This is a genomic window from Agathobaculum ammoniilyticum (assembly GCF_025567315.1).
GTDB lineage: Bacteria > Bacillota > Clostridia > Oscillospirales > Butyricicoccaceae > Agathobaculum > Agathobaculum ammoniilyticum.
Genome location: NZ_JAOQJE010000006.1, coordinates 90,001 through 112,162, shown reverse-complemented (window position 1 = coordinate 112,162; position 22,162 = coordinate 90,001). Strand labels below are relative to the sequence as shown.

Genomic DNA, 22,162 nt, shown 5'->3' with positions numbered 1-22,162 from the left:
CCTCCTCTTTGCTTTTCGGGGGCTAATCTTCAAAAATTTTGGCGAGCAGGTCCGCGCCGTCGATCTCGACCGGAACGATGGGTACGCCGATCGCGTCCGACACCTGTTCCGGCGTGCAATCATCCAGGAACACGTCTCCCCCATCCCGCAGCATATTGGCGGAGATCAGCACGCGCTCGCCCAAGTCCCGCCCTTTCAACTGGGCGATCAGATCCTGGCCGGTAATCAGTCCGGCAACCGAGACCAGCGGCCCAAAGAAATCGTTGCGAATCGCCACGACTCTGCCGCTTAAATTATCGCATTTTGCGGCCGCCTCGTCAAGCAGGACCGCCAGAGAAGGCGCGGCGGCCGTGCCGGTCGCAATGGTAAACGGCCGCGCCGCGCGCCCCTCGTAATCCGGCAGCGCCAGCCGGAACTCCTCCATGAACAACGGCAGCATGCCGATGCCGTTTTCAAACTGGGTAAACTCCTCGTAATACACCGTATTCGGCAACGGGCGCTCCGCCTTGAGGTACAGCTCGTCCCCGCACCAGACCAGGCGCGTGCCGAGCTCGCGCAAGCATTCCTGCGCGAACGGCTCGACGATATCCAGAATCGCTTCCGCGCAGGGCTTATCCGTCGCCTCCAGTGGATACAGCCCCTCGCGGTGGCGTGTCATACCGAACGGCACGACCGAGATTGTATTCACCGCGGGATAGAGCTTCTTCAGATCGTTCAGCGAGCGGCGCAGCTCCTCCCCGTCGTTCAGCCCCTTGCACACGACGAGCTGGCAATTCATCGTGATGCCGCCCTCCGCGAAGCGCTTCATGATCCGAAGTGCTTCGCCCGCGCGGCGGTTCTGCAGCATTTTGACGCGCAGCTCCGGATTGGTGGTCTGCACCGAGATATTGACCGGCGAAATATGCATCCGCAGGATACGGTCCACATCCGCGTCCGACAAGTTGGTCATGGAGATATAATTCCCCATCAGGAAGGACATGCGCGCGTCGTCGTCCTTTACATAGAGCGTCTTGCGCATCCCACGGGGCAGCTGGTCGATAAAGCAGAACACGCACTTGTTCGAACACTGCTTCATCCCGTCCATCAGATAATGCTCGAAATTCAGGCCGAGCGGCTCGCCCTCGCGCTTGCGCACACGCACCTCGCGGACGCTTTCCCCATCCGCTTCCAGCACGCGGAGCGTCAGCCGCGCGTCGTAGCTGTAAAATTTGTAATCCAGCACATCACGGATCGCTGTCCCATCGATCTGCAGCAGAGTCTCCCCCGCCCGCAGTCCCGCGCGCGCCGCCGGACTGCCCGCATCCACACTGACAATTTTTGACGCCATCCAGCGCCCTCCTTTCTGCATTTTTCACGCTTGCCGGAACGTTTCCCCCTGGGACGCATCCGGCCGCACCCGCCATCACGCCCGACCGAAACCATGGATCCGATCGAGGGCGAAAAAAATGGAGAAGCCGTTGCCGCCTTCTCCATCCTTTGTTCTGTTTTCAGCCTTACGCTTCCTTAACGGCGACAACCTCACGGCCGTTGTAATAGCCGCAAGCCTTGCACATTCTGTGAGCCAGCTTCATCTCGCCGCACTTCGGGCATTTGGACATGCCGGGCAAAGAGAGCTTCCAATGGGAGTTGCGGCGCTTGTCGCGACGGGCTTTCGAAACCTTTCTCTTCGGTACTGCCATGGTGGATACACCTCCTACTCTATCTTCTCAATTTGTTTGACTGTTTTATGTGCTCTTGTCCTCATCAGAGTCGAGCAGGGCGCGCAGCGCGGCAAAACGCGGATCGATCTGCTTTTTGTCGCAGTCGCAGTCAACCTCGTTGCGGTCGGCGCCGCAGTGCGGACAGAGGCCTTTGCAGTCCTCCTTGCACAGATATGTCATCTGTACCTGCAGGATCAATGCCGGCACCAATACGTCCGCAGGATCCACGCTGTCACCGGTCAGCACGAAAAGATCGTCCTCTTCCTCCGTCTCAGGGTCGTCCGACAAAATCATATCCGTCTCGGCTGTCAGCAGAATATCCAACGGCTTCAGACAGCGGGCGCAGGCGGTGGAGTAAATCGTTTTGATCGTCCCTTTCAGCCGCAGGACGCCGCTCTCGTTCGAAACCTCCCCGCTGATCTGAACCGGACTTTGGAACGGCTTCGCGCCATACAGCGTTTCCTCCCGCAAATCAAGCGTTTCGGAAAACGGGATGCTGACGGTATTCGAGCCGGTCAGCTTTCGCAAATCAATCTTCATGTCAACCTCACATGGTACTAAGATAGTATACTACACCCTTTTGCCCTTTGTCAAGCAAAAAACGACTTTATCATCGGCGCATCGGCGCATTTTAATGATAAAAGGTTCCGTCCGGATGGACGGAACCTTTTATAACACAAATCTGCCTTATCAGCCCATGAGCAGGTTCGGTACAAACAGAATAATGCCGGGTACATAAGTGAATATCAGTAGCACCGCAAACAGCATTATGATCCACGGCCACACCTCTCTGCAGTAGCCGGAGAACGTACATCCTGTAATCGAGGTGGAAACGAACATCATCGCGCCGAACGGCGGGGTAACGCCGGCCAGCGTCAGGTTGATCGCCATAACGATACCGAAGTGGATCAGGTTTACATCCAAGCTCTGCGCAGCCGGTACGAGCAGCGGGGCGAGCAGGATCATTGCAGCGCCGCCCTCGAAGAACATACCAACAATAGCGAGCAGGATGTTGACCAGCAGCAGGAACTGCCAATCCGTGTGGCAAATCGCCAAGATCGCTTCGGAAATAATCATCGGGATACGTTCCCAAGTCAGGAACTTGCCGAACGCGATAGACGCGCAGATGATCAGCATGATGCCGGAGGTAGCCTCAACGGACTCACGCAGGATCGGCAGCAGTTGCTTGACATGGATGGTGCGGTAAATCAGCGCGCCGACCAACAGAGCGTAAACGATGCAGCAGGCGCCGGCTTCGGTCGGGGTGAACACACCGAAACGCAGGCCCATGATCAGGCCGAACGGCAGGAACAGCGCCCAGATGGACTGCTTCAGGTTCTGTGCGAACTCCTTCGCGGTACCGATGCGATCACGGGTGGGCTTATAGCCGCGCTTGCGGGACTGGATGCCTGCCAGCGCCATTTCAGCAACCATGATCAGGAAGCCGGGGAAATAGCCGGCATAGAACATTTCCTGAATGGAAACGCCCGACGCAGTTGCATACAGAATCAGAACGATTCCGGGCGGGATGATCGGGGTGATACAGGAGGATGCAACCGTTACAACGGTCGAAAACTCCTTGGAATAGCCCAGGCGCTCCATTTCCGGAACCAGCATTTTGGACTGCATCGCTGCGTCCGCGTTCGCGGAACCGGACAGACCGCCCATCAGAGCGGAAAGAACGATGTTAACCTGCGCAAGACCGCCCGCAAACTTACCAACGAGCAGCTCGCAGAGGTTCATCAGTCGTTCTGTGATTCCTGAATAGTTAAAGATAACACCGGCAGCCGTAAAGAACGGGATTGCCAGGTAGGTGAACGATGTTGTACCGGACAACATGTTCTGAACCATAATATCCGTCGGCTGAGACGACGAGTTAAACATAAAGTATACCAGTGTGGAGAATGCGAGCGAAAACGCCACCGGTATTTTCATGAAGAGAAACAGAAACAGCAGGAGAAGTGGAAACCATACTGTAAATGACATTTCTCTTTACCTCCTTCCATAGTAAACGTGTATTCTTCCTTATGCGCGGTTTTCCAGCGAAGTTTCCGCGAACTCCTTGCCGATGATGGACCAGTACAGGAAACGAAGCGAGTACAGGCACATGACAAAGAAGCCGATCAGCGCCGGAAGGTCCATAAAGGTATACGGAATACGCAGCGCAGCCGTAGGACGAACCCACGCCTCCACGGTGAGGATAAAGCTGTAATAGGTAAGAACCGCATTACCAATCGCCAGGATGACAAAATTGATGATGTAGATAATACGCTTCGGGAGTTTGGGAAGGCGGTCCACAATGACGTCAATCGCGATCATGCCCTGGTTCTTATACAAAGTACAAACACCGAAGAACACGGTATAGGCAAAGCCCAGATACGATACCTCTTCCGCCCATGCAAAGGACTTGGAGATAACGAAACGCGAAAATACGTTAATGATAATCGCCAGGCACATTACAACGAAACCTACGCTTGCAATGTACATTTCCCAATCGTTAATAAACTTTTTGAAAAAGCCTTGTTTGTTCTCGTTCACAGATTAATTCACGCCTTTCTTTCACAAAAAGCTATTTGCGAAATGGAATGTAGCAAAAAAGAGTCAGAGTCAACATGAGGTGGGTATGAAACAGTCATACCCGCGCCGTCAAACCAGTTCCCCCCGTTTTAACGGCGCGGCATACAACCGTTCTACATCATTAGATTCTTATCGTAATTAAGTAGATCGAAAGCACCAATCAGGTTTTACGCAGCAGCTGCGTCATCCGCGGCGGCATCGGTATCAGCAGAAGCACTGGAATCGGTCGCGCCGATCGCTTCCTGGATGCGCTCTACCAGATTGTCGCTCCACTCCGGGAAAGCTTCCGGAACGTGCTCGAACGAATAGTCGCGCCACTCCTGGATCGCCTCGTCGGTCGGGTAAACTTCCTGAACGCCCTCGTTGATCATATCTTCGAGCATCGGGCCAACAACGGACTCAACCTCTTCGATAGCCTGCGCCGGGTAAGCCTGGCCGACCTCGTCGATCGCCTTCTTGCCCTCTTCCGGCAGGGACTGGTATACTTCTTCCGACATAACCATGATGGTCGGAGCATACAGGTGACGGGTGTAGTTCAGGTACTTAGCAACCTCGTGCAGCTTCGCGGAGTACAGGATATGGATCGGGGACTCAGCGCCGTCCGCAACGCCCTGGCTGATAGCCTGATAGGTCTCGGACCAGGTGCAGGTGGTAGCGTTGCCGCCCATGACGTTAACCATTTCGGTCCACATCTTGGTCGGAGCGCAGCGGAGCTTCATGGTGGAAGCAGCAGCGCGGTCCGGCATCGGGGACTTGGTCAGCCAGTTGCGCTCGCCAAAGTAAACGGCGGTGATAATGCGCATGCCTTTTTCATGGAGCTGAGCCTCAAGCTCCTGGCCCAAGTCGGACAGCCACAGGTTACCAACGTCTTCCGGCTTCTGGAGCAGGTAAGGCATCATGAACGCGGAATAGTCCGGAACGTAGTCAGCCAGGTGGGAGAAGTCGCAGTCCTGAATAGCGGCAGCGCCCTTGGAAATGGATTCGATTACGTCGGTGGTGGCGCCCAGGGACTCAGACGGGTAGATCTGAACGTCCAGCGTGCCGTTGGCAGCCTCGTTGATGCGGTCGCAGAAGTTCGACCAAGCTTCGTACATCGGGTCGGAGGTGGTCTTGATGGAGTTCATCTTCAGAACGACCGGCTCATTGGAGGAGCCACCGTTAGCCGCTGCATCGCCGCCATTGTCCGCACCGGTGTCGGTGTTGCCACAAGCAGCCAGAGACAGAGCCATGGCAGACGCCAGAAGCGCCGCGAGTAATCTTTTCTTCATGTTACAACCTCTTTTCTTCGCTTTCTTAAAAGTGAGATTTATATGCAGGCTGGGGGGGGGCCAGCCTGATATACTATTTATTCGCCGGTATACTGCGGCTCGCGTTTCTCGAGGAACGCGGTAACGCCCTCGTTGAAGTCCTTGTGCCGCGCCATATACCGCGTGTAGGTGACCTCCAGATCGTTCTTGCGCTTCATCTGGAAATCCTCCTGTGCGTTCATGCACGCCTTGAGGTAACGCAGTACGAGCGGTCCGCGCTTGCAGATCTCACGCGCCTTGTCCATCGCCGCGGGCATTAGCTCATCCAGCGTATCGACAACCTTGGTCACGCCGCCGTACTTGGTCAGCTCCTCCGCGGTGATAAACGTGCCGCAGTAGCACATGTCGCGCTGGATCTGCGGCGGCAGGATGCGGGCTAGATGGCCCGAGCCGCCGACGACCGAAAGCTTTGCCTCCGGCGCGCCGAATACCGTACCCTTGACCGCGATCGTGATGTCCGCGCCGGCCGGATAGCACAGGCCGCCGCCCAGGCAGTGGCCATGCACCGCGCAGATCAGCGGCACGCGCAGCTCGTACAACGCGAGCGCACCGTCGTAATATACCTCCTGCGTATTGGTAACGTCCTTGTCATCAATGCTTTTTTTGAAGCGCTTGATGTCAACGCCCACACAAAACGTCTTGAGGTCGGAATGCATGATGCACACCCATATATCGTCATCATGGTTGATATAATCGCACAGCATGATGATCTCTTCCTGCACCGTGCCGCTGGCCGCGTTGACCGGCGGGTTGTGCAGCGTTAAAATGCCAATATGATCTTCTACTGTCAGGAAAACCTGCTCCAGCTTATGCTCCCCGACCATTTCTACCGTTCTCGTTGCCATGCTTCAGCCCTCCTCGCCATAACGCGCATGATATGCGGCCCAGAGTTCGTCTCGGAAATCCGGATGCGCAATGTTGATCAGCAGCCTTGCGCGCTCGCGCAGGCTCTTGCCGCGCAGATTCGCCACGCCGTATTCCGTCACGATGTAATGCACGTCGGTGCGGGTCGTCGTGACCGTCGTACCTGGCTCGAACACCGGTACGATGCGGGAGATCGTGCCATGCTTGGCCGTGGACGGCATCGCCAAGATGGACTTGCCGTTCGGACACATGGACGCGCCGCGCACATAGTCGAGCTGGCCGCCGATCCCCGAGAACTGGTTGATGCCCATGGACTCGGAGTTGACCTGGCCGTTGAAATCGACCTGTAGGCAGGAATTGATGGAAACCATCTTGTTCTGGCGCGAGACAACCACGGGGTCGTTTACATAATCCACCGTGAGCATCATAACGTCAGGGTTATTATCAACGAAGTCGTACAGCTTTTTGCTGCCCATCAGGAACGCCGCGACCATCTTGCCCTTGTTTTCGGTCTTGGCCGCGCCGGTGATGACGCCCTGCTCATACAGGTCGACGACGCCGTCGGAGAACATTTCGGAATGGATGCCGAGGTCTTTCTTGTCGCCCAGGAACTTGAGCACGGCGTCCGGTATGGAGCCAATGCCAAGCTGCAGCGTGGAGCCGTCCTCGATCAGGCTGGCGCAGTTGCGGCCGATCGCCTCTTCAACCGGACCAATCTTGCCGCCGCCCAGCTCGGGCAGAGGCCGCGAAGCTTCCACGGCATAGGTGATCTGGGACACATGGATAAATGAATCGCCCATCGTGCGGGGCATCTGGTCGTTGATCTGCGCGATCACCATCTTGGCCGAAAGCGCAGCCGGCTTTGTGCCGCCGACCGATACGCCGAACGAACAGAAGCCGTGTTCATCCGGTGGGGTCAGTGATACCAATGCAACATCGATCGGGAACGTCCCGTCGGTGAAAAAGCGCGGCGACTGATGGAAATAAAACGGGGTATAATCCGCACGTCCCTCATTGACGGAGGCGCGTGTCACCGGACCAAGGAACAGGCCGTTGTAATTGAGGTGGCCCTTCATCTTGGGCTGGGTGTACTCGCCCTTCCCCATCGGTACCCAGTGGCAGATCTCCACGTCCTCATACTGCTCGTAGTTTGCTACCAGCGCGTCGGTCAGTACCAACGGTTCGTTTGCGCCATGGCCGAAGAATACCCGGCAATGGTTCGGGATGTGCTTGACCGCTTCTTCCGCGGTCGTGAGCTTCGACTGATAGATCGCTCTCCAGTCTTTCATTTTAGTTCGACCTCCAACTGCCACTCGAACCCCTCAAGCCCTCTCTCAAAAGGCTAAATTCGAACGGCGATCAGGTAAAGTCGATCAATACCTTGAGCATGGACTTATCCTTGCTCGCTTTTTCGAACGCATCCATCGCCTGGTCGACCGGATAAACCGCGGAAACGACCTTGGCGAGCTGCTCGTTCATCGCACCGGAGTTAATAATCTTGGCCGCGCCCTCCATGCTGGTCATCGTGTGGTGACGCACGCCGAGCATCGAAGCCTCGTTATAGATAATGGTGTTGATGTCCGTGTTGAAGATGGTACCCTTGGGCGGCATGCCGACCTGGACCATCGTGCTGCCCTGCTTGATCAGGTTGAAGCAGGCGTCATAACCGCCCTGGAAGCCAGTGGCTTCAAACAGGATATCGAACTTGCCGCCGGCAATCGCGATGCACTGATCCACGAAGTCCGGAGCGGAAATATCGACTACGTCAAAGCCAAGCTCCTTGGCGATGCGGATACGGTCCTGATTGATCTCGGCCAGAACAACATGCCCCGCGCCGGAGAATTTGCACATCATGCCGATCAGCACGCCGATCGTGCCGGCGCCGGCGATGAATACGTCGTCGCCCGGACGGACGCCCGCGCGGCGGGTGTCGTGTACCGCAACGGTGAGCGGCTCGACCAGCGCGGCGATCTTCATATCAACGTCGTCATTGAACTTGATCAGGCGGTCGGCGTTTACCAGCATATACTGGGTGAACACGCCATCCATCGAGGTACCCATGATCTTAACGTTGGTACACAGGTTCTCGCGGCCCTCGTGGCAGCCCACGCAGGCGTTGCAGGGCTCGATGGTGTGGGAGCAGACCTTGTCGCCGACCTTGATGTCGGTACGCTCAGAGTTAATAGCGTAAACCTCGCCGCAGGCCTCATGACCCATCACAAGGGGCGGCTTGGCGGTCGGGTGCTGGCCCGCGAAAATATGTAAGTCAGAACCGCAGATGCCCGCATACTTGATGCGGACAACCGCCTGTCCGGGGCCGGGCTCCGGAATCGGCGACTCCACCGTTTCGACCTTGAAGAAATCGGTTAACAAAAGCTTTTTCATAATCAAGTATCCTCCTCAACTTGACGTCTGTTCCCAGCTACCATATTTCTGCTTCGCCAGAACCGGCGCGCCGCTTCCCAGTCTCCAGTCTCCGTTATCTTGTTCTGTTGGAAGCGATGCTTCCAACAGAACAAGGGGGGTACCCCCTTGTTGTCGAAAAACGGGAAATCTTCGGCCACGGTTTCGGGAGCGGTTTCACACCCCCTACATAAAATAGACACCATCCTGCCGCCATATCCTTTACCAAGGTTCTTATCGCGCAACAATGGTTGTCCATCCCTCACGGCCATCGCCGTTCCGCCGCGCATGCGAAACACAAAAACAAGTGCCTGCTTTTGTTGTTTTTTCGCGCAGCAACACAATACAGTAGTTTTCTACAGCACAGTAATACTATAATTGTCCAGACAACGATTGTCAATACCCCACAAAAGAATTCACCACTCATTTCAGGTTTTTGTAGAGCGTGCAGAATATTCATTTAATTTTTTGTTAACATTTTCACAGAGCGTCAATTTCAATATGCATTGTCACAAATTTATCATTTCATTCTTGTTTATTTTTCACAATTTTATCGCAAGATATTTCATAATTCGGTGAAACTACTCGTCAAAAAAAATTATTTTTGTTTCCGAATTTTAATCTTGAAAAAAACCGTTTGCTTGACAACTTTCCGGTATGTATTATAATGTCAGTGAGTGGTGGTTTCATTCCACGTTTTGATCCGGCGGCGCGGCCGCCGACGCCCTCCATCCTGTTATGTATGGAGGGTGTTTTCAAGCAGGTGGGAACGTTTCCGCCCAATCTGGTACCGCGGGCTGCGATACAAGCGATCTCCCTGCCTGTGGGCACAGAAAGTTCAATATTTTAAGGAGGTTTTGCTATGCAAATGACATTCCGCTGGTACGGCGAAGGCAACGACAGCGTTTCCCTGGCCGACATCAAGCAAATCCCCGGCGTTACCGGCATCGTATGGGCTCTGCACCATAAGCAGGCCGGTGAAATCTGGACGGTCGACGAGATCATGCATGAAAAGAAGATCATTGAGGACGCAGGCTTCAATATCGACGTCGTCGAATCGGTTAACGTACACGACGATATCAAGATCGGCCTGCCGACCCGTGATCAGTATATCGAAAATTACAAGATCACCCTGCGCAATCTGGCGCAGTGCGGCGTAAAGGTTGTTACCTATAACTTTATGCCCGTTTTCGATTGGACCCGCACCGACCTGTTCCACCCGCTGCCGGACGGTTCGACTGCGCTTTACTATGAAAAGTCGGTCATCCGCGAGGACGCCAAGGAAATGGCCGATTATATCCTCAAGGGCTGTAAGGGCTACACCATGCCCGGCTGGGAGCCTGAGCGCATGGCCCAGCTCGACGAGCTGTTTGAAAAGTACAAGCCCGTTACGAAAGAGAAGCTGTGGGAAAACCTGAAGTACTTCCTCGAAGCGATCATGCCGACCTGCGAGGAGACCGGCATCAAAATGGCCATCCATCAGGACGATCCCCCCTGGGACATCTTCGGCCTGCCGCGCCTGCTGGTCAACAAGGAAGCGATCGGCAAGTTCCTCAAAATGGTCGACCATCCGAACAACTGCCTGTGCCTGTGTTCCGGCTCGCTCGGCGCCAACGAGAAGAACGACATCGCCGACATCATCCGCTCCTATTGCGACCGCATCGCGTTCGCGCACGTCCGCAACGTCAAGCACTATGAAAACGGCGACTTCTCTGAGGTTTCCCACCGCGACTGCGACGGCGATGTCGGCATCCTGGAAATCATGAAGGCCTATCACGACTGCGGTTTCGACGGCTATATGCGTCCCGACCACGGCCGCCACATCTGGAACGAGAAATGCCGCCCCGGCTACGGCCTGTACGACCGCGCGCTCGGCATCATGTATCTGTGGGGCGTTTGGGACATGCTGGAGAAACTGGAAGGAGCTCATTAAGCAATGAAACTTTCTATTGCATCTTTGAAAGATAAGGAAGCCTGGAAGGGCTATACTCTGCCGGCGTTTGACATTGAGGCTGTCGCGGCCAGGACCAAGGCTGCGCCGACTTGGCTGCATTTCGGCGCAGGCAACCTGTTCCGTGCGTTCCAGGCGGCTGTGGCCCAGCACCTGATCGGGAGCGGCGACATGGACACCGGCATCATCACCTGCGAGAGCTACGACGACGAGATCGTGACCAAGTGCTTCCACAAGGTAGACAACCTTACGGTTGCCGTTACCCTCGAGGCCGACGGCCGCATTGAAAAGGAAGTCATCGGCTCGGTTGCGGAAACCACCACCCTGCTGCATGACCTTGATCGCGTCAAGGAGATTTTTGCCGCCCCGTCCCTGCAGATGGTTTCGTTCACCATCACGGAAAAGGGCTACTCCCTGCGCAACGCCAAGCAGGAGCTTGTTCCGGCTGCTGTGGAGGACATGAAGAACGGTCCCTCCGCCTGCAAGTCTTTCATGGCGCAGCTCGCCACCCTGCTGCTGCACCGCATGCATACCTGCGGCAAGCCGCTCGCCATGGTTTCGATGGATAACTGCTCGCACAACGGCGCGAAGCTCCAGGGTGCGATCATGGAATTTGTCGACGCCTGGAAGAAGAACGGCCAGATCTCTGATGAAGAGTATGCTTATCTGACCGAAAAGGTTTCGTTCCCGTGGTCGATGATCGACAAGATCACTCCCCGTCCGGCTCCGGAGATTGCGGACCAGCTCGAGGCCGACGGTCTGGAGGATATGCACCCGTTCGTAACCAGCAAGAACACCTATATCGCGCCGTTCGTCAACGCCGAGCGCCCGCAGTACCTGGTTATCGAAAACGACTTCCCGAACGGCCGTCCGGCGCTGGACAAGGCCGGCGTTATCTTCACCGACCGCGACACGGTTAACAAGGTGGAAATGATGAAAGTCTGCACCTGCCTCAACCCGCCCCAGACCGCGCTGGCGGTTTATGGTTGCATGCTCGGCTATACCTCGATCGCTAAGGAAGTACAGGACCATGAGCTGTACACCCTGATCGACCGTATGTGCCACATCGAGGGCATGCCTGTTGTGGTTGACCCGGGCGTGCTCAGCCCGAAGGCGTTCCTCGACGAAGTGTTTGAGACCCGCCTGCCCAATCCGTTCATTCCGGACACCCCGCAGCGTATCGCAACCGATACTTCCCAGAAGGTTTCGATCCGCTTTGGCAACGCGATCAAGAATTACGACGCGATGGGCCCCGGCAAGGCTGCCGAGTTGAAGTATATCCCGCTGGTTCTGGCCGGCTGGTTGCGCTACCTGCTCGCGGTTGACGACGAGGGAAATGCGTTCCAGTGCAGTGCCGACCCGCTGCTCGCCTCCCTGCAGGAAAAACTGTCCGGCATCGAGCTGGGCAAGGCGGACGACGCCGCTGTCGCCAAGCTGGAGCCAATCCTACACGACGCGTCTATTTTCGGCATCGACCTGTATGCCTGCGGCCTTGCGGATAAGGTCATCGGCTACTGGAAGGAAATGATGGCCGGCCCCGGCGCAATCCGGGCAACGCTCAAAAAGTATACTGCGTAAAAGAAATAAACAAAAGCTCCCGCACATCTGTGCGGGAGCTTTTGTTATCCATACCCATAAAAAAACACGGGCGCTTTGACGCCCGCGTTCATTTGTTATTCTTCCGCCGGAAGCGCTGCCAGCATTTGCTGTGCTTTCTTCGTCGGCCACAGCCAGTCCCGTCCCTTTTCAATCGTCTGCTCCAAATAAGCCCGCGCCATATTGATTTCTCCCTGTGACAGATAGACGCGCGCCAGCAGCAGGCTGGTATTCACCCGAAAGAGCGCGGTGGTGCCGTTGCGGACCAGTTCACGCAGGTATGCGTCATCCTGGCACACACCGGTCAGCGCGTCGTAATGGCACTGCAGGATACGCACATTCTCTGCATAGCGCTTCTGTGCCGCCTCATCCTGCCGCTCCAGCAGTTCGCGCATCTTGTCCAGGCATTCCTTGCCCTTTTCTGCGTTTTCCATCCGGAAATGAATCAGGCCCTTGTTATTGAGCATCAGCAGCGCCGCGCTGAGGCGTTCGCTTTCTTCCGTAACAACCGGCGCGCCGTCCAACAGGGCAAGCGCCTGATCGAATTCCCCGATCGCGGCATGGCCATCCGCCAGGTAAGCCCGAACCGTGACTTCGAGCGCGGGTGTCTTTTTCGCACGGGGCAGAAGCTTTTCAAACTTTTCCAGAAAGCGCTCAGGCTCAAGGTTCTGATACAGCCAGGCAAGCCGGTTCTGCAGGGCGCTCACCCCGTAGGACAGCGCCAGGATGTACAAAATTGCAAAGCCAATCACCAGAACAGCCAGCGCCAGCCAGAACGATATGCCCCGTTTTACCATATAGCCCGCCGCCGCCAACAGCGCAATACCGCCGACCGCCGGCAGAAGCATGTACTGCGGGAACAGCTTGACCAATTTCACCATAATGTAATCACTCCTAAACTCAACAGTTCTATTATACCGGTACCATGTTCAAATCGCAAGTCTTTTCATGCCTGTTTGCGACAATAACCCGTTAAAAAAGGCGGTGCAGCCGCAGCCGCCCGCCCTTTTGCAAGCATCTTTCCGTCCTACAAGGCAATATGGTGTGTTTTCCAGGGAGAATCCGGCTGACGGGAAGAAACCGGTCCCGTGCTGTCGCGCACGATCAGCTTTGCTTCCACGTCGATCACCCTTCCCTCCGGCGTCGGCGCCCCTTCGATCAGGTCCATCAGCAGGTTTACGCTAATCCGGCCTTTTTCCTCAATCTGCTGGCTGACCGTGGTCAGGCTTGGCGTCACCTGCTCCGACATTTGGATATTATCAAACCCGACAACCGAAATGTCCTGCGGAATCCGCATCCCGCGGTCATGAATGGTATCCAGCACACCGATCGCCATATAGTCAGACGCAACGAACAGCGCCGAAACATCCGGAAATTCGTTTAAGATCTGATTGGCGATCTGATAGCCCGAATCAATGGAGTTATACCCCTCGCGCACCATGCCAGGCAGGACCGCGTTCCCTTGCCGCGCCATACCGTCCAGATAAGCCCGGCGGCGCTCCTCGCTCGACGGCAGGAAGTGCGGACCGTTAATAAAGGCGATCCGCCTGTGTCCCAGCCCGAACAAATGCTGCATCGCGCTCAGCGCGCCCATATAGTTATCGATGCAGACCTGATAGACCTGCTGCGACGCAGGCGACTTCCCGATCAGCACCAGCGGCACATGATGCTCCAGCAGCTCGTTGATATACGGCGTATGCTCATAAAGCGGACTGATGAGCAAAAGGCCATCCACCCTTTTCTGCAGCACCGCGTCAAAGGCTTCTTTCATGTCCCGACAGCAGAGCATCAACGCATAGTATCCCCGCTTCGTCATCGCTTTAAGAATGCCGCGTTGAATCTCCATATAGTACTGGTTCTGAAAAACGTAATCGATATCGTGCGGCACAACCACGCCGATCGTTCGGCTGCGCCGCTGTGACATGCTGCGCGCGTAAGCATTCGGCTGAAACTGGTGCTCGCGTATCACGCGGAGCACACGCTCTTTTGTTCCCGGCAATACATCTGATTTATTATTCAGCACGCGAGAAACCGTTGATTTGGAAACGCCCGCCTCTTTGGCAATTTCCGTGATCGTCATACTTTTCTTCAAGACCACTATCTCCTTTTCCCCGCCTCTCTCTCAATATAATTATACAGGCTTGACAAGAGCCAATCAATATATGATTCCCTGCTGCGGATATTTTCGTCAAATTTACTCTGTTTTGTTATTATACTTTGTGCATATTCTATATATTTTCTCCAGTTTGCCGCAACTGCTACTTCCTTTTTTGATAAAAATGAGGTATACTATTCCCATATTATCCTTGGAGACAAAAGAGGGCTTTCCATTGAAAGAATACCACATCACATCCAATGACAGCGGGCAGCGCTTGAACAAATTCCTTGGCAAAACAGTTCCCCTGCTTTCCGGCGGGCAGATGCATAAATACCTGCGCCTTAAGCGCATCAAGATCAATGGGAAGCGCACCGAGGCCAGCTACAAGCTCATAGCGGGCGACGTGGTGCAGCTTTATCTGAACGACAGCTACTTTGACGCACCCCAAGAGGAGGATGCCTACCGGCATATTTCACACCCCCGCGTCCGTGTGGTCTATGAGGACAGCCATATCCTCCTTGCCGATAAGGCGCCCGGTATGGTGGTGCATGCGGACGAGCGCGGCGGCACAGATACGCTGATCGCCCATATTCAGGCCTATCTGTATCAGTCCGGCGCCTGGGAGCCGTCCGCCGCCGCATCCTTCGCCCCCGCGCTGTGCAACCGCATTGACCGCAACACTGGCGGCATCGTAATTGCCGCGAAAACGGCCGAGGCGCTGCGTATCCTGAACGACAGGATCAAATCCCGTGAACTCGAGAAACGCTATCTGTGCGTTGTTCACGGCCGTCCACAGCCAGCCGAAGGGCTGATCGAAAACTATCTGCGCCGCGACGAGACGCGCAAGCAGGTCACCCTGCACAGCACACGCGTCCCCGGTGCCAAAACCGCGCGCACCCGTTACCGGACGCTCGCTTCCAGCGGCCGACTTTCCCTTGTCGAATGCGAGCTGCTCACCGGCCGCACCCATCAGATTCGGGCGCACATGGCCTCGATCGGCTGTCCGCTGTTAGGCGATGGCAAATACGGCGTAAATGAGCGCAACCGTCCTTACGGCGAATTCGGCCAAGCATTGTATGCCTATTCGCTGTCCTTCCATTTCCAAACGGATGCCGGCGCGCTTTCCTATCTGGATGGGAAAACCTTTACCGTGCAGGACGTCCCTTTCGTCCAAAAATATTTCCCTGAATACCACCTATAGCAAAGCAGCAGCCCACAGGCTGCTGCTTTGTTTTTAATCGAAAATATTTTCCTTATACGTTCCATCCTCAATGGCCTGCACCGTTGCATCCGACAGGTTGCTGTAAACCATGCCGGGCTCCAGCGTGATGCCCTTGACCGCGGCCAGCTCGGAAACCGTAACGAACGCATACGTTTTGTCCGTGCGGCTCTGCAGCTCGTCAATGGCTGCCAACACGCCTGGCAGGGTACCCTGCCAGATATCGTGCATCAGCACGATATCGCCGTCCTCGACCTCGTTGATGATATGGTCTTTCACACTCTCCGGATCGGTCTTGGTGCTCCAATCCAGCGTATCAACGCTCCAGTTGATGATCGGCAGACCGAGCGCTTTCATCTGCTCCTTGACCGTGTCGTTGACGCCGCCGCCGACCGGACGCATGACCGTCGGCTTTTGGCCGGTATACGATTCGATCAATTCGCTGTTGGACTCCACCTCGTCGCGCACGGTCGCCGCGTCCAGATGTGTCAGGCGGCTCATCGGATGCGTCATGGTGTGGTTGCCCAGCTCATGCCCATCCGCAAGGTACTGCTCCATATGGCTGTGGAAGTCCTTGATGCGGTAGCCACACATGAAGAATGTCGCATGGACATTGCGCTTTTTCAGCTCCTCCAGAAGCGTTGCCGTGTAACCGTTCGGATAGGTGTCCGTAGCGCCGGTCGGCCCATCGTCAAAGGTCAAGGCAACATATACGTCGGCCTCTGGGATATCTCCGCCGACCGCGTCGGTCAGCGCGCTTTTCATGGTATCGAGATATGCCTTCTGGCTGTCAAAGCCCTCCAGCGAGCCTTTTGTGAACGCAAAAGTACCCTCTTCATCCGCAAGGTCGGTATAGTTTCTGCCGACCAGCGCCGCAAACAGGGGCGCTGAAACATAGAAACGCCCGTTTTCATCCGTATGAACCTTGATATCGTCCCCCTTCACGCGGTCCCCGCCAACCTTGGTCTTGGCATTGTCCCGCACGGTGGACTGAATCCCGTCATAGTTGATCGTCCATTCGGCGCTCCCGTCAAACTCCGCGGTCCCGCCCAGCGTCGTAATCGCGGCCTTGAGCGGAACATAGCGCAGCCCATCCTGCTCGATCACGGCGGCGCCCAGCCGCTCCCCGTCCTGCACCATCTGCGCGGACTGCCCGCCCCGCACAAGCTTATCTGAGCCGACACGCATCAGCACACTGGTTTGCTGCAACGTCTGCTGAGACGGGCCAAGCTTTTCCAAAGCCTTCTCCGCGATCTCGTTCAGCTTATCCTCTTTCAGCTCTTTTTTGGATTTCGTGAGTACAACCAGATCTCCCTGCCCGCTTCCCAAATCATTTACCTGCAGGGACAACGCCCGGCAGAATTCCTTTGCCGGAACATACGCGGTCCCATCCGACAGGCGCGGTACCAGAGCCATAGTCTGCGCCGCCTCGTTCACGCGCAGCGATGTGCTGTCAATCTGCGCCTGTACCGTCAGCTTATTATCACTGACTGTGATCGTTTTTGTGGCCTGATCCCAAGTAAGGGAAAATTCAAGATTGTCACAGACCGGTTTGACCGGAACATAAGCATTCCCGTTCTGATCCCGAAACGGCGCCGCGCTGCCCAGATCGACCACATCATCACCCAGCAGCGCCTTGCCGTTATTCATTTGAAGCACCAGTTGATTCTGGCTTCCTCCAAAAATCGCGCCGGAAATTCCTTTCACGATATGAAACGCGACAGGGATCGCAATGACGATCACTAGAATCAATGCAATCAGCACACCCCAGTGGCTATTCCGGCGGCGTCGTCTATGACGGCGGTATCGAGACCGGTACGCCGTTTGATAAGACATGCCTCATTCATTCCTTCCTACCTAATATCAATTGCTACATACTACCAATACCGTATTATAACATATAACCCATGCAAAAACAGTTACAGTATCGTTACTATTCGCCCTTTTTCGACAGCACCGCGTCGGTTAAGAGCTGTACGCCCACTCCAAGCAGATGCGGTCCCACATACGCGCCCAGGGTACAGTCGATCTCGCCCTCCATGAAATTTTCAAAATCAGGTAGGCTTTTCTGCGCCAGGCTGCGGATCACCTTCAATTCCTCCGGCGCGTCCCCATGCGCGACAGCCAAATTGAAGCGTGCGCCGCGCGGCACCAGGGCTGTGGCCATTCGCACCATCTGATCGACCGCCGCTTTTCTCCCACGGATCTTCGCCACACTGATCAGTTCCCCGTCAGGCGCAAAGGAGAGGATCGGCTTGATCTGTAGCATTGTCCCCGCAACCGCCGTGATCTTGCCTACTCTGCCGCCTTTCTGCAGATATTCCAGCGTATCGACACAAAAGAAAACATGCGTTGCCCGCATCAAGGGCGGGATAGCCCGCAGCAGCTCCGGCCAAGTCCAGCCCTCCTCGATCCAGCGGGCCGCCTGTAGCACGGTCATACCTGTGCCAAGCGAACCGCTCAACGTATCAAAGGCGGCAATCTCTAGGCCCACGGTCTGCTCGCCGATCAGCCGGATCAAATTATGCGTCCCACTGAGGCCGCTTGAAAAATTAATTGCAAGGACCTTCGTATAGCCTGCCTGCCGGATGCGCTCCAAGGTATCTGACACCTGTCCCCCGTCGGGCAGCGTTGTCTTCGGGATCTCCTTTTTGAGTCGGCGATACACCTCAACGGCACTAATATCCACGCCATCGGCATATTCCCCATCAGAAAAGATGAGCTTGAGCGGCACGACAAAAATACCGTATTTGCGGATATCCGCCTGCGGAATATCCGCACAGGAGTCGGTAAGCAAAGCGATCTTCTGTTGATTCATAACTCCTCCTGCTGCTTAAAGTTCCTCGCCCGCGCTCCAATTAATCAAGTGCGGCGAAATTGTCTTTCTGCGCTCCTGCGGCGGGACGACCTTCACGCCGAAAAAATCATACCATTGGCCACACGCGTCACACTGCCAGGCGGTCGCTTCCGTTTCATCCATAATATAAATCTCGTTACCACATTCACAGGCCAAAATCGTCATACAGGATACCCCTTTCGATATCACGCCCTCAAAATATTGTATATAGTATATCACACTTCTAACACGAAGTCATCCACAGTATTCCCAAATAAGAAAGCCCCGCCGCACAAAGCAGCAGGGCTTTTTGGAGCTGTTGATCAGAGTTGAACTGACGACCTCATCCTTACCAAGGATGCACTCTACCTACTGAGCTACAACAGCATAATACAAAACGGCGATCAAACAGTCGCCGTTTTGTAATGGCGACCCGGATGGGACTTGAACCCACGGCCTCCAGCGTGACAGGCTGGCGCTCTAACCAACTGAGCTACCGGGCCAAATATAAAATTTGGTGGGCCTTCGGGGACTCGAACCCGGGACCGACCGGTTATGAGCCGGTTGCTCTAACCAACTGAGCTAAAGGCCCATATCAACATGGAGTGATAGCACTTTGCCGCCACCATAATATGTGGCGGCAAAGCCTTATCAAATGGCTCCTCAAGTTGGACTCGAACCAACGACCCTGCGGTTAACAGCCGCATGCTCTACCAACTGAGCTATTGAGGAATATCAAGCGAATCCTTTACTGGATTCGCTGGTGTGCGCATCGAGTTATCTTTCCAGGCCGTCGCCAGCCAAGTATTGTCACCGTAAATGAGCTTAACTACTGTGTTCGGAATGGGAACAGGTGTACCCTCATCACCATAGATACGCACTATATCGAGAAATGCTCCAGGCATTTACTCACCTTGTAAAACATACCACATCGCCGCCATCTTGTCAACCGTCAAAGATGGTGACCCGTGGGGGAATCGAACCCCCGTTTGCGGCGTGAGAGGCCGCCGTCTTAACCGCTTGACCAACGGGCCATTTCCAGCCTGCTTTCGGTATGCTTGCCGGCTCCACCGTGGGACTGAACTCGGCCAATCCCACAGCGCACCGTTTCTGGTACACCATCACGGGCTCGAACCGTGGACCCACTGATTAAGAGTCAGTTGCTCTACCAACTGAGCTAATGGTGCATGCTTCTCCTTGAAAAAGAAATTTTCTTTTCGCAGAAACAGAAGGTCTTACACCTTGAAAACTGAACAATAACTATGGCAAACAAAGAGTAAAATCTGAGATTGCCTCTAATATGAGGTCAAGCCCTCGGCCTATTAGTATCAGTCCGCTGCATACATTACTGCACTTCCACTCCTGACCTATCAACCTTGTAGTCTACAAGGGGCCTTACTCCATAAAGGATGGGAACACTTATCTCGAGGGGAGTTTCACGCTTAGATGCCTTCAGCGTTTATCTCGTCCGTACTTAGCTACCCAGCTATGCCCCTGGCGGAACAACTGGTGCACCAGCGGTACGTCCATCCCGGTCCTCTCGTACTAAGGACAGCTCCTCTCAATATTCCTGCGCCCGCAACAGATAGGGACCGAACTGTCTCACGACGTTCTGAACCCAGCTCGCGTACCGCTTTAATTGGCGAACAGCCAAACCCTTGGGACCGAATTCAGCCCCAGGATGCGATGAGCCGACATCGAGGTGCCAAACCTCCCCGTCGATGTGGACTCTTGGGGGAGATCAGCCTGTTATCCCCAGGGTAGCTTTTATCCGTTGAGCGACGGCATTTCCATTCACATACCGCCGGATCACTAACTCCAACTTTCGTTACTGCTCGAACCGTCATTCTCGCAGTTAGGCTCGTTTATGCGTTTACACTCAGTGCACGATTTCCGTCCGTGCTGAACGAACCTTTGAGCGCCTCCGTTACTCTTTAGGAGGCGACCGCCCCAGTCAAACTGCCCACCTGACAGTGTCCCCCGACCAGATTCATGGCCGCAGGTTAGAATCCCAATATCCCAAGAGTGGTATCCCAAGGTTGCCTCCACAAATGCTGGCGCACTTGCTTCCCAGGCTCCCACCTATCCTGTACATGGAATACCGAGATCCAATATCAAGCTACAGTGAAGCTCCATGGGGTCTTTCCGTCTAGTTGCGGGAAACCGGCATCTTCACCGGTACTACAATTTCGCCGGGCGGGCTGTTGAGACAGTGCCCAAATCGTTACGCCATTCGTGCGGGTCAGAACTTACCTGACAAGGAATTTCGCTACCTTAGGACCGTTATAGTTACGGCCGCCGTTTACTGGGGCTTAAGTTCGCACCTTCGCTTGCGCTAAGCACTCCCCTTAACCTTCCAGCACCGGGCAGGCGTCACCCCCTATACGTCATCTTTCGATTTAGCAGAGAGCTGTGTTTTTGCTAAACAGTCGCTTGGGCCTTTTCACTGCGGCCTGCTCTCGCAGGCGCCCCTTATCCCGAAGTTACGGGGCCAATTTGCCGAGTTCCTTAACAACCCTTCTCCCGTTGGCCTTAGAATACTCATCCCATCTACCTGTGTCGGTTTGCGGTACGGGCACCTTAGTATACACATAAGCTTTTCTCGTCTCTCACGCCAGTTACTTCCCTACTAAATTTCGGTCCCTTACGCCCGGGGCAACCATCGCCCGGGTTAACCTTAATGAAAGCGTCCCTTATGCTTAAAGTTCGGTGGTTACGGAATTTCTACCGTATGTGCATCGACTACGCCTTTCGGCCTCGCCTTAGCTCCCGACTAACCTTGGGCGGACGAACCTTCCCCAAGAAACCTTAGATTTTCGGCCATTATGATTCTCACATAATTCTCGCTACTTATTCCGGCATTCTCACTCGTATAAAATCCACCAGTGCTTCCGCTCTGACTTCGCCTCTTATACGACGCTCCCCTACCCAATGCATTACTGCAATGCCTAAGCTTCGGTTGAACGCTTAGCCCCGTTACATTTTCTGCGCAAAACCACTCGACCAGTGAGCTATTACGCACTCTTTGAATGAGTGGCTGCTTCTAAGCCAACATCCTGGTTGTCTTCGCAGTTTCACATCATTTTCCACTTAGCGTTCATTTGGGACCTTAGCTGTAGATCTGGGCTGTTTCCCTTTTGACCACGAGACTTATCTCACGTAGTCTGACTGCTATTCATCAATTAGCCGGCATTCAGAGTTTGATAGGGTTCGGTAACCTCGCGGCCCCTAGCCCATTCAGTGCTTTACCTCCGGTAATCTAAAATAACGCTAGCCCTAAAGCTATTTCGGGGAGAACCAGCTATCTCCGAGTTCGATTGGAATTTCTCCGCTATCCACAAGTCATCCCCGGCTTTTTCAACAGACGTGGGTGCGGCCCTCCACGGTGTCTTACCACCGCTTCAGCCTGCTCATGGATAGGTCACCCGGTTTCGGGTCTAATACCTGCAACTTCATACGCCCTTTTCAGACTCGCTCTCGCTACGGCTCCGGTACTCCAGTACCTTAACCTCGCTGCAAATATTAACTCGCCGGACCGTTCTACAAAAAGTACCCGATCACACTTTAACGTGCTCTCGGTGCTTGTAGGCACAAGGTTTCAGGTTCTTTTT

General features: G+C 54.9%; 17 protein-coding genes, 6 tRNA genes and 2 rRNA genes (1 of these 25 cut by a window edge). 3 read left to right on the top strand and 22 right to left on the bottom strand.

All coding sequences use genetic code 11. The annotated features are described in order from the left end of the window. Positions 1–22: 22 nt before the first annotated feature. The 9 genes from OCV66_RS08440 to OCV66_RS08400 form a co-directional block, all read right to left on the bottom strand. On the bottom strand, positions 23–1,327 hold the full coding sequence (locus OCV66_RS08440) for a DUF512 domain-containing protein (protein ID WP_054327284.1): 1,305 nt from the start codon (positions 1,325–1,327) through the stop codon (positions 23–25). A 166-nt stretch (positions 1,328–1,493) separates the two neighbouring features. After that, positions 1,494–1,679, bottom strand: a complete 186-nt coding sequence (gene rpmF, locus OCV66_RS08435; RefSeq protein ID WP_054327283.1) for a 50S ribosomal protein L32 — start codon at positions 1,677–1,679, stop codon at positions 1,494–1,496. A 45-nt stretch (positions 1,680–1,724) separates the two neighbouring features. Then, complete coding sequence (locus OCV66_RS08430; RefSeq protein ID WP_054327282.1) at positions 1,725–2,240, bottom strand: YceD family protein; 516 nt, start codon at positions 2,238–2,240, stop codon at positions 1,725–1,727. Between the two features lie 150 nt (positions 2,241–2,390). Then, positions 2,391–3,686 (bottom strand): TRAP transporter large permease, encoded by a 1,296-nt coding sequence (locus OCV66_RS08425; protein ID WP_054327281.1) that lies wholly within the window; start codon positions 3,684–3,686, stop codon positions 2,391–2,393. Positions 3,687–3,725: 39 nt separating this feature from the next. Beyond that, positions 3,726–4,238, bottom strand: a complete 513-nt coding sequence (locus tag OCV66_RS08420) for a TRAP transporter small permease (protein ID WP_107631965.1) — start codon at positions 4,236–4,238, stop codon at positions 3,726–3,728. Between the two features lie 206 nt (positions 4,239–4,444). Further along, a complete protein-coding gene (dctP, locus tag OCV66_RS08415; RefSeq protein ID WP_147574144.1) occupies positions 4,445–5,545 on the bottom strand; it encodes a TRAP transporter substrate-binding protein DctP in 1,101 nt (366 codons plus the stop codon). 77 nt (positions 5,546–5,622) lie between these two features. Continuing rightward, positions 5,623–6,429, bottom strand: coding sequence for an enoyl-CoA hydratase/isomerase family protein (locus OCV66_RS08410; protein WP_107631963.1), 807 nt, complete (start codon positions 6,427–6,429; stop codon positions 5,623–5,625). A 3-nt stretch (positions 6,430–6,432) separates the two neighbouring features. Beyond that, on the bottom strand, positions 6,433–7,737 hold the full coding sequence (locus OCV66_RS08405; protein WP_054327277.1) for an acetyl-CoA hydrolase/transferase family protein: 1,305 nt from the start codon (positions 7,735–7,737) through the stop codon (positions 6,433–6,435). Positions 7,738–7,807: 70 nt separating this feature from the next. Beyond that, positions 7,808–8,833: a zinc-dependent alcohol dehydrogenase gene (locus tag OCV66_RS08400; protein ID WP_054327276.1), complete on the bottom strand. Its 1,026-nt coding sequence runs from the start codon at positions 8,831–8,833 to the stop codon at positions 7,808–7,810. Between the two features lie 880 nt (positions 8,834–9,713). On the opposite strand from OCV66_RS08400, the gene uxuA reads away from it, so the two are divergent. Together uxuA and OCV66_RS08390 are read left to right on the top strand one after the other, a co-directional pair. Then, positions 9,714–10,784, top strand: a complete 1,071-nt coding sequence (gene uxuA / locus OCV66_RS08395) for a mannonate dehydratase (protein ID WP_054327274.1) — start codon at positions 9,714–9,716, stop codon at positions 10,782–10,784. Positions 10,785–10,787: 3 nt separating this feature from the next. Continuing rightward, positions 10,788–12,380 carry a mannitol dehydrogenase family protein gene (locus OCV66_RS08390; RefSeq protein ID WP_054327273.1) on the top strand — a complete coding sequence of 531 codons (1,593 nt, stop codon included), beginning with the start codon at positions 10,788–10,790 and terminating at the stop codon, positions 12,378–12,380. A gap of 95 nt (positions 12,381–12,475) precedes the next feature. Here OCV66_RS08390 and OCV66_RS08385 read toward each other — a convergent pair whose 3' ends face one another. Both OCV66_RS08385 and OCV66_RS08380 read right to left on the bottom strand, forming a co-directional pair. Then, positions 12,476–13,279 carry a hypothetical protein gene (locus OCV66_RS08385; RefSeq protein ID WP_054327264.1) on the bottom strand — a complete coding sequence of 268 codons (804 nt, stop codon included), beginning with the start codon at positions 13,277–13,279 and terminating at the stop codon, positions 12,476–12,478. Positions 13,280–13,425: 146 nt separating this feature from the next. Beyond that, on the bottom strand, positions 13,426–14,490 hold the full coding sequence (locus OCV66_RS08380) for a LacI family DNA-binding transcriptional regulator (RefSeq protein ID WP_054327263.1): 1,065 nt from the start codon (positions 14,488–14,490) through the stop codon (positions 13,426–13,428). Between the two features lie 238 nt (positions 14,491–14,728). Here OCV66_RS08380 and OCV66_RS08375 point away from each other — a divergent pair, with 238 nt between their 5' ends. After that, complete coding sequence (locus tag OCV66_RS08375; RefSeq protein WP_107631958.1) at positions 14,729–15,697, top strand: RluA family pseudouridine synthase; 969 nt, start codon at positions 14,729–14,731, stop codon at positions 15,695–15,697. Between the two features lie 33 nt (positions 15,698–15,730). Here the strand turns inward: OCV66_RS08375 and OCV66_RS08370 are convergent, their stop codons facing one another. The 11 genes from OCV66_RS08370 to OCV66_RS08320 form a co-directional block, all read right to left on the bottom strand. Continuing rightward, the gene (locus tag OCV66_RS08370; protein WP_082397103.1) at positions 15,731–17,551 is read right to left on the bottom strand and encodes a polysaccharide deacetylase family protein; all 1,821 of its coding nucleotides are present in this window, start codon (positions 17,549–17,551) and stop codon (positions 15,731–15,733) included. Between the two features lie 97 nt (positions 17,552–17,648). Next, positions 17,649–18,533: a DegV family protein gene (locus OCV66_RS08365; protein WP_147574143.1), complete on the bottom strand. Its 885-nt coding sequence runs from the start codon at positions 18,531–18,533 to the stop codon at positions 17,649–17,651. Positions 18,534–18,548: 15 nt separating this feature from the next. Beyond that, a complete protein-coding gene (locus tag OCV66_RS08360; protein ID WP_153802387.1) occupies positions 18,549–18,695 on the bottom strand; it encodes a hypothetical protein in 147 nt (48 codons plus the stop codon). A gap of 167 nt (positions 18,696–18,862) precedes the next feature. Then, positions 18,863–18,938 (bottom strand) — tRNA-Thr (locus OCV66_RS08355). Between the two features lie 39 nt (positions 18,939–18,977). Next, positions 18,978–19,054: transfer RNA gene (locus tag OCV66_RS08350), tRNA-Asp, on the bottom strand. A gap of 12 nt (positions 19,055–19,066) precedes the next feature. Next, positions 19,067–19,143, bottom strand: a tRNA-Ile gene (locus OCV66_RS08345). A 64-nt stretch (positions 19,144–19,207) separates the two neighbouring features. Beyond that, positions 19,208–19,283 (bottom strand) — tRNA-Asn (locus OCV66_RS08340). A gap of 32 nt (positions 19,284–19,315) precedes the next feature. Next, positions 19,316–19,432: ribosomal RNA gene (gene rrf / locus OCV66_RS08335) — 5S ribosomal RNA — on the bottom strand. A 78-nt stretch (positions 19,433–19,510) separates the two neighbouring features. Continuing rightward, positions 19,511–19,585 (bottom strand) — tRNA-Glu (locus OCV66_RS08330). 77 nt (positions 19,586–19,662) lie between these two features. Beyond that, positions 19,663–19,738: transfer RNA gene (locus OCV66_RS08325), tRNA-Lys, on the bottom strand. A 115-nt stretch (positions 19,739–19,853) separates the two neighbouring features. Beyond that, positions 19,854–22,162 (bottom strand): 23S ribosomal RNA (locus OCV66_RS08320); it runs 534 nt beyond the window's last position.

Bases quoted from the DNA above. Each gene is read 5' to 3' on its own strand.
- OCV66_RS08440 (WP_054327284.1), bottom strand. From the start codon at position 1,327: ATGGCGTCAAAAATTGTCAGTGTGGATGCGGGCAGTCCGGCGGCGCGC.
- rpmF (WP_054327283.1), bottom strand. From the start codon at position 1,679: ATGGCAGTACCGAAGAGAAAGGTTTCGAAAGCCCGTCGCGACAAGCGC.
- OCV66_RS08430 (WP_054327282.1), bottom strand. From the start codon at position 2,240: ATGAAGATTGATTTGCGAAAGCTGACCGGCTCGAATACCGTCAGCATC.
- OCV66_RS08425 (WP_054327281.1), bottom strand. From the start codon at position 3,686: ATGTCATTTACAGTATGGTTTCCACTTCTCCTGCTGTTTCTGTTTCTC.
- dctP (WP_147574144.1), bottom strand. From the start codon at position 5,545: ATGAAGAAAAGATTACTCGCGGCGCTTCTGGCGTCTGCCATGGCTCTG.
- OCV66_RS08410 (WP_107631963.1), bottom strand. From the start codon at position 6,429: ATGGCAACGAGAACGGTAGAAATGGTCGGGGAGCATAAGCTGGAGCAG.
- OCV66_RS08405 (WP_054327277.1), bottom strand. From the start codon at position 7,737: ATGAAAGACTGGAGAGCGATCTATCAGTCGAAGCTCACGACCGCGGAA.
- OCV66_RS08400 (WP_054327276.1), bottom strand. From the start codon at position 8,833: ATGAAAAAGCTTTTGTTAACCGATTTCTTCAAGGTCGAAACGGTGGAG.
- uxuA (WP_054327274.1), top strand. From the start codon at position 9,714: ATGCAAATGACATTCCGCTGGTACGGCGAAGGCAACGACAGCGTTTCC.
- OCV66_RS08390 (WP_054327273.1), top strand. From the start codon at position 10,788: ATGAAACTTTCTATTGCATCTTTGAAAGATAAGGAAGCCTGGAAGGGC.
- OCV66_RS08385 (WP_054327264.1), bottom strand. From the start codon at position 13,279: ATGGTGAAATTGGTCAAGCTGTTCCCGCAGTACATGCTTCTGCCGGCG.
- OCV66_RS08370 (WP_082397103.1), bottom strand. From the start codon at position 17,551: ATGTCTTATCAAACGGCGTACCGGTCTCGATACCGCCGTCATAGACGA.
- OCV66_RS08365 (WP_147574143.1), bottom strand. From the start codon at position 18,533: ATGAATCAACAGAAGATCGCTTTGCTTACCGACTCCTGTGCGGATATT.
- OCV66_RS08360 (WP_153802387.1), bottom strand. From the start codon at position 18,695: ATGGATGAAACGGAAGCGACCGCCTGGCAGTGTGACGCGTGTGGCCAA.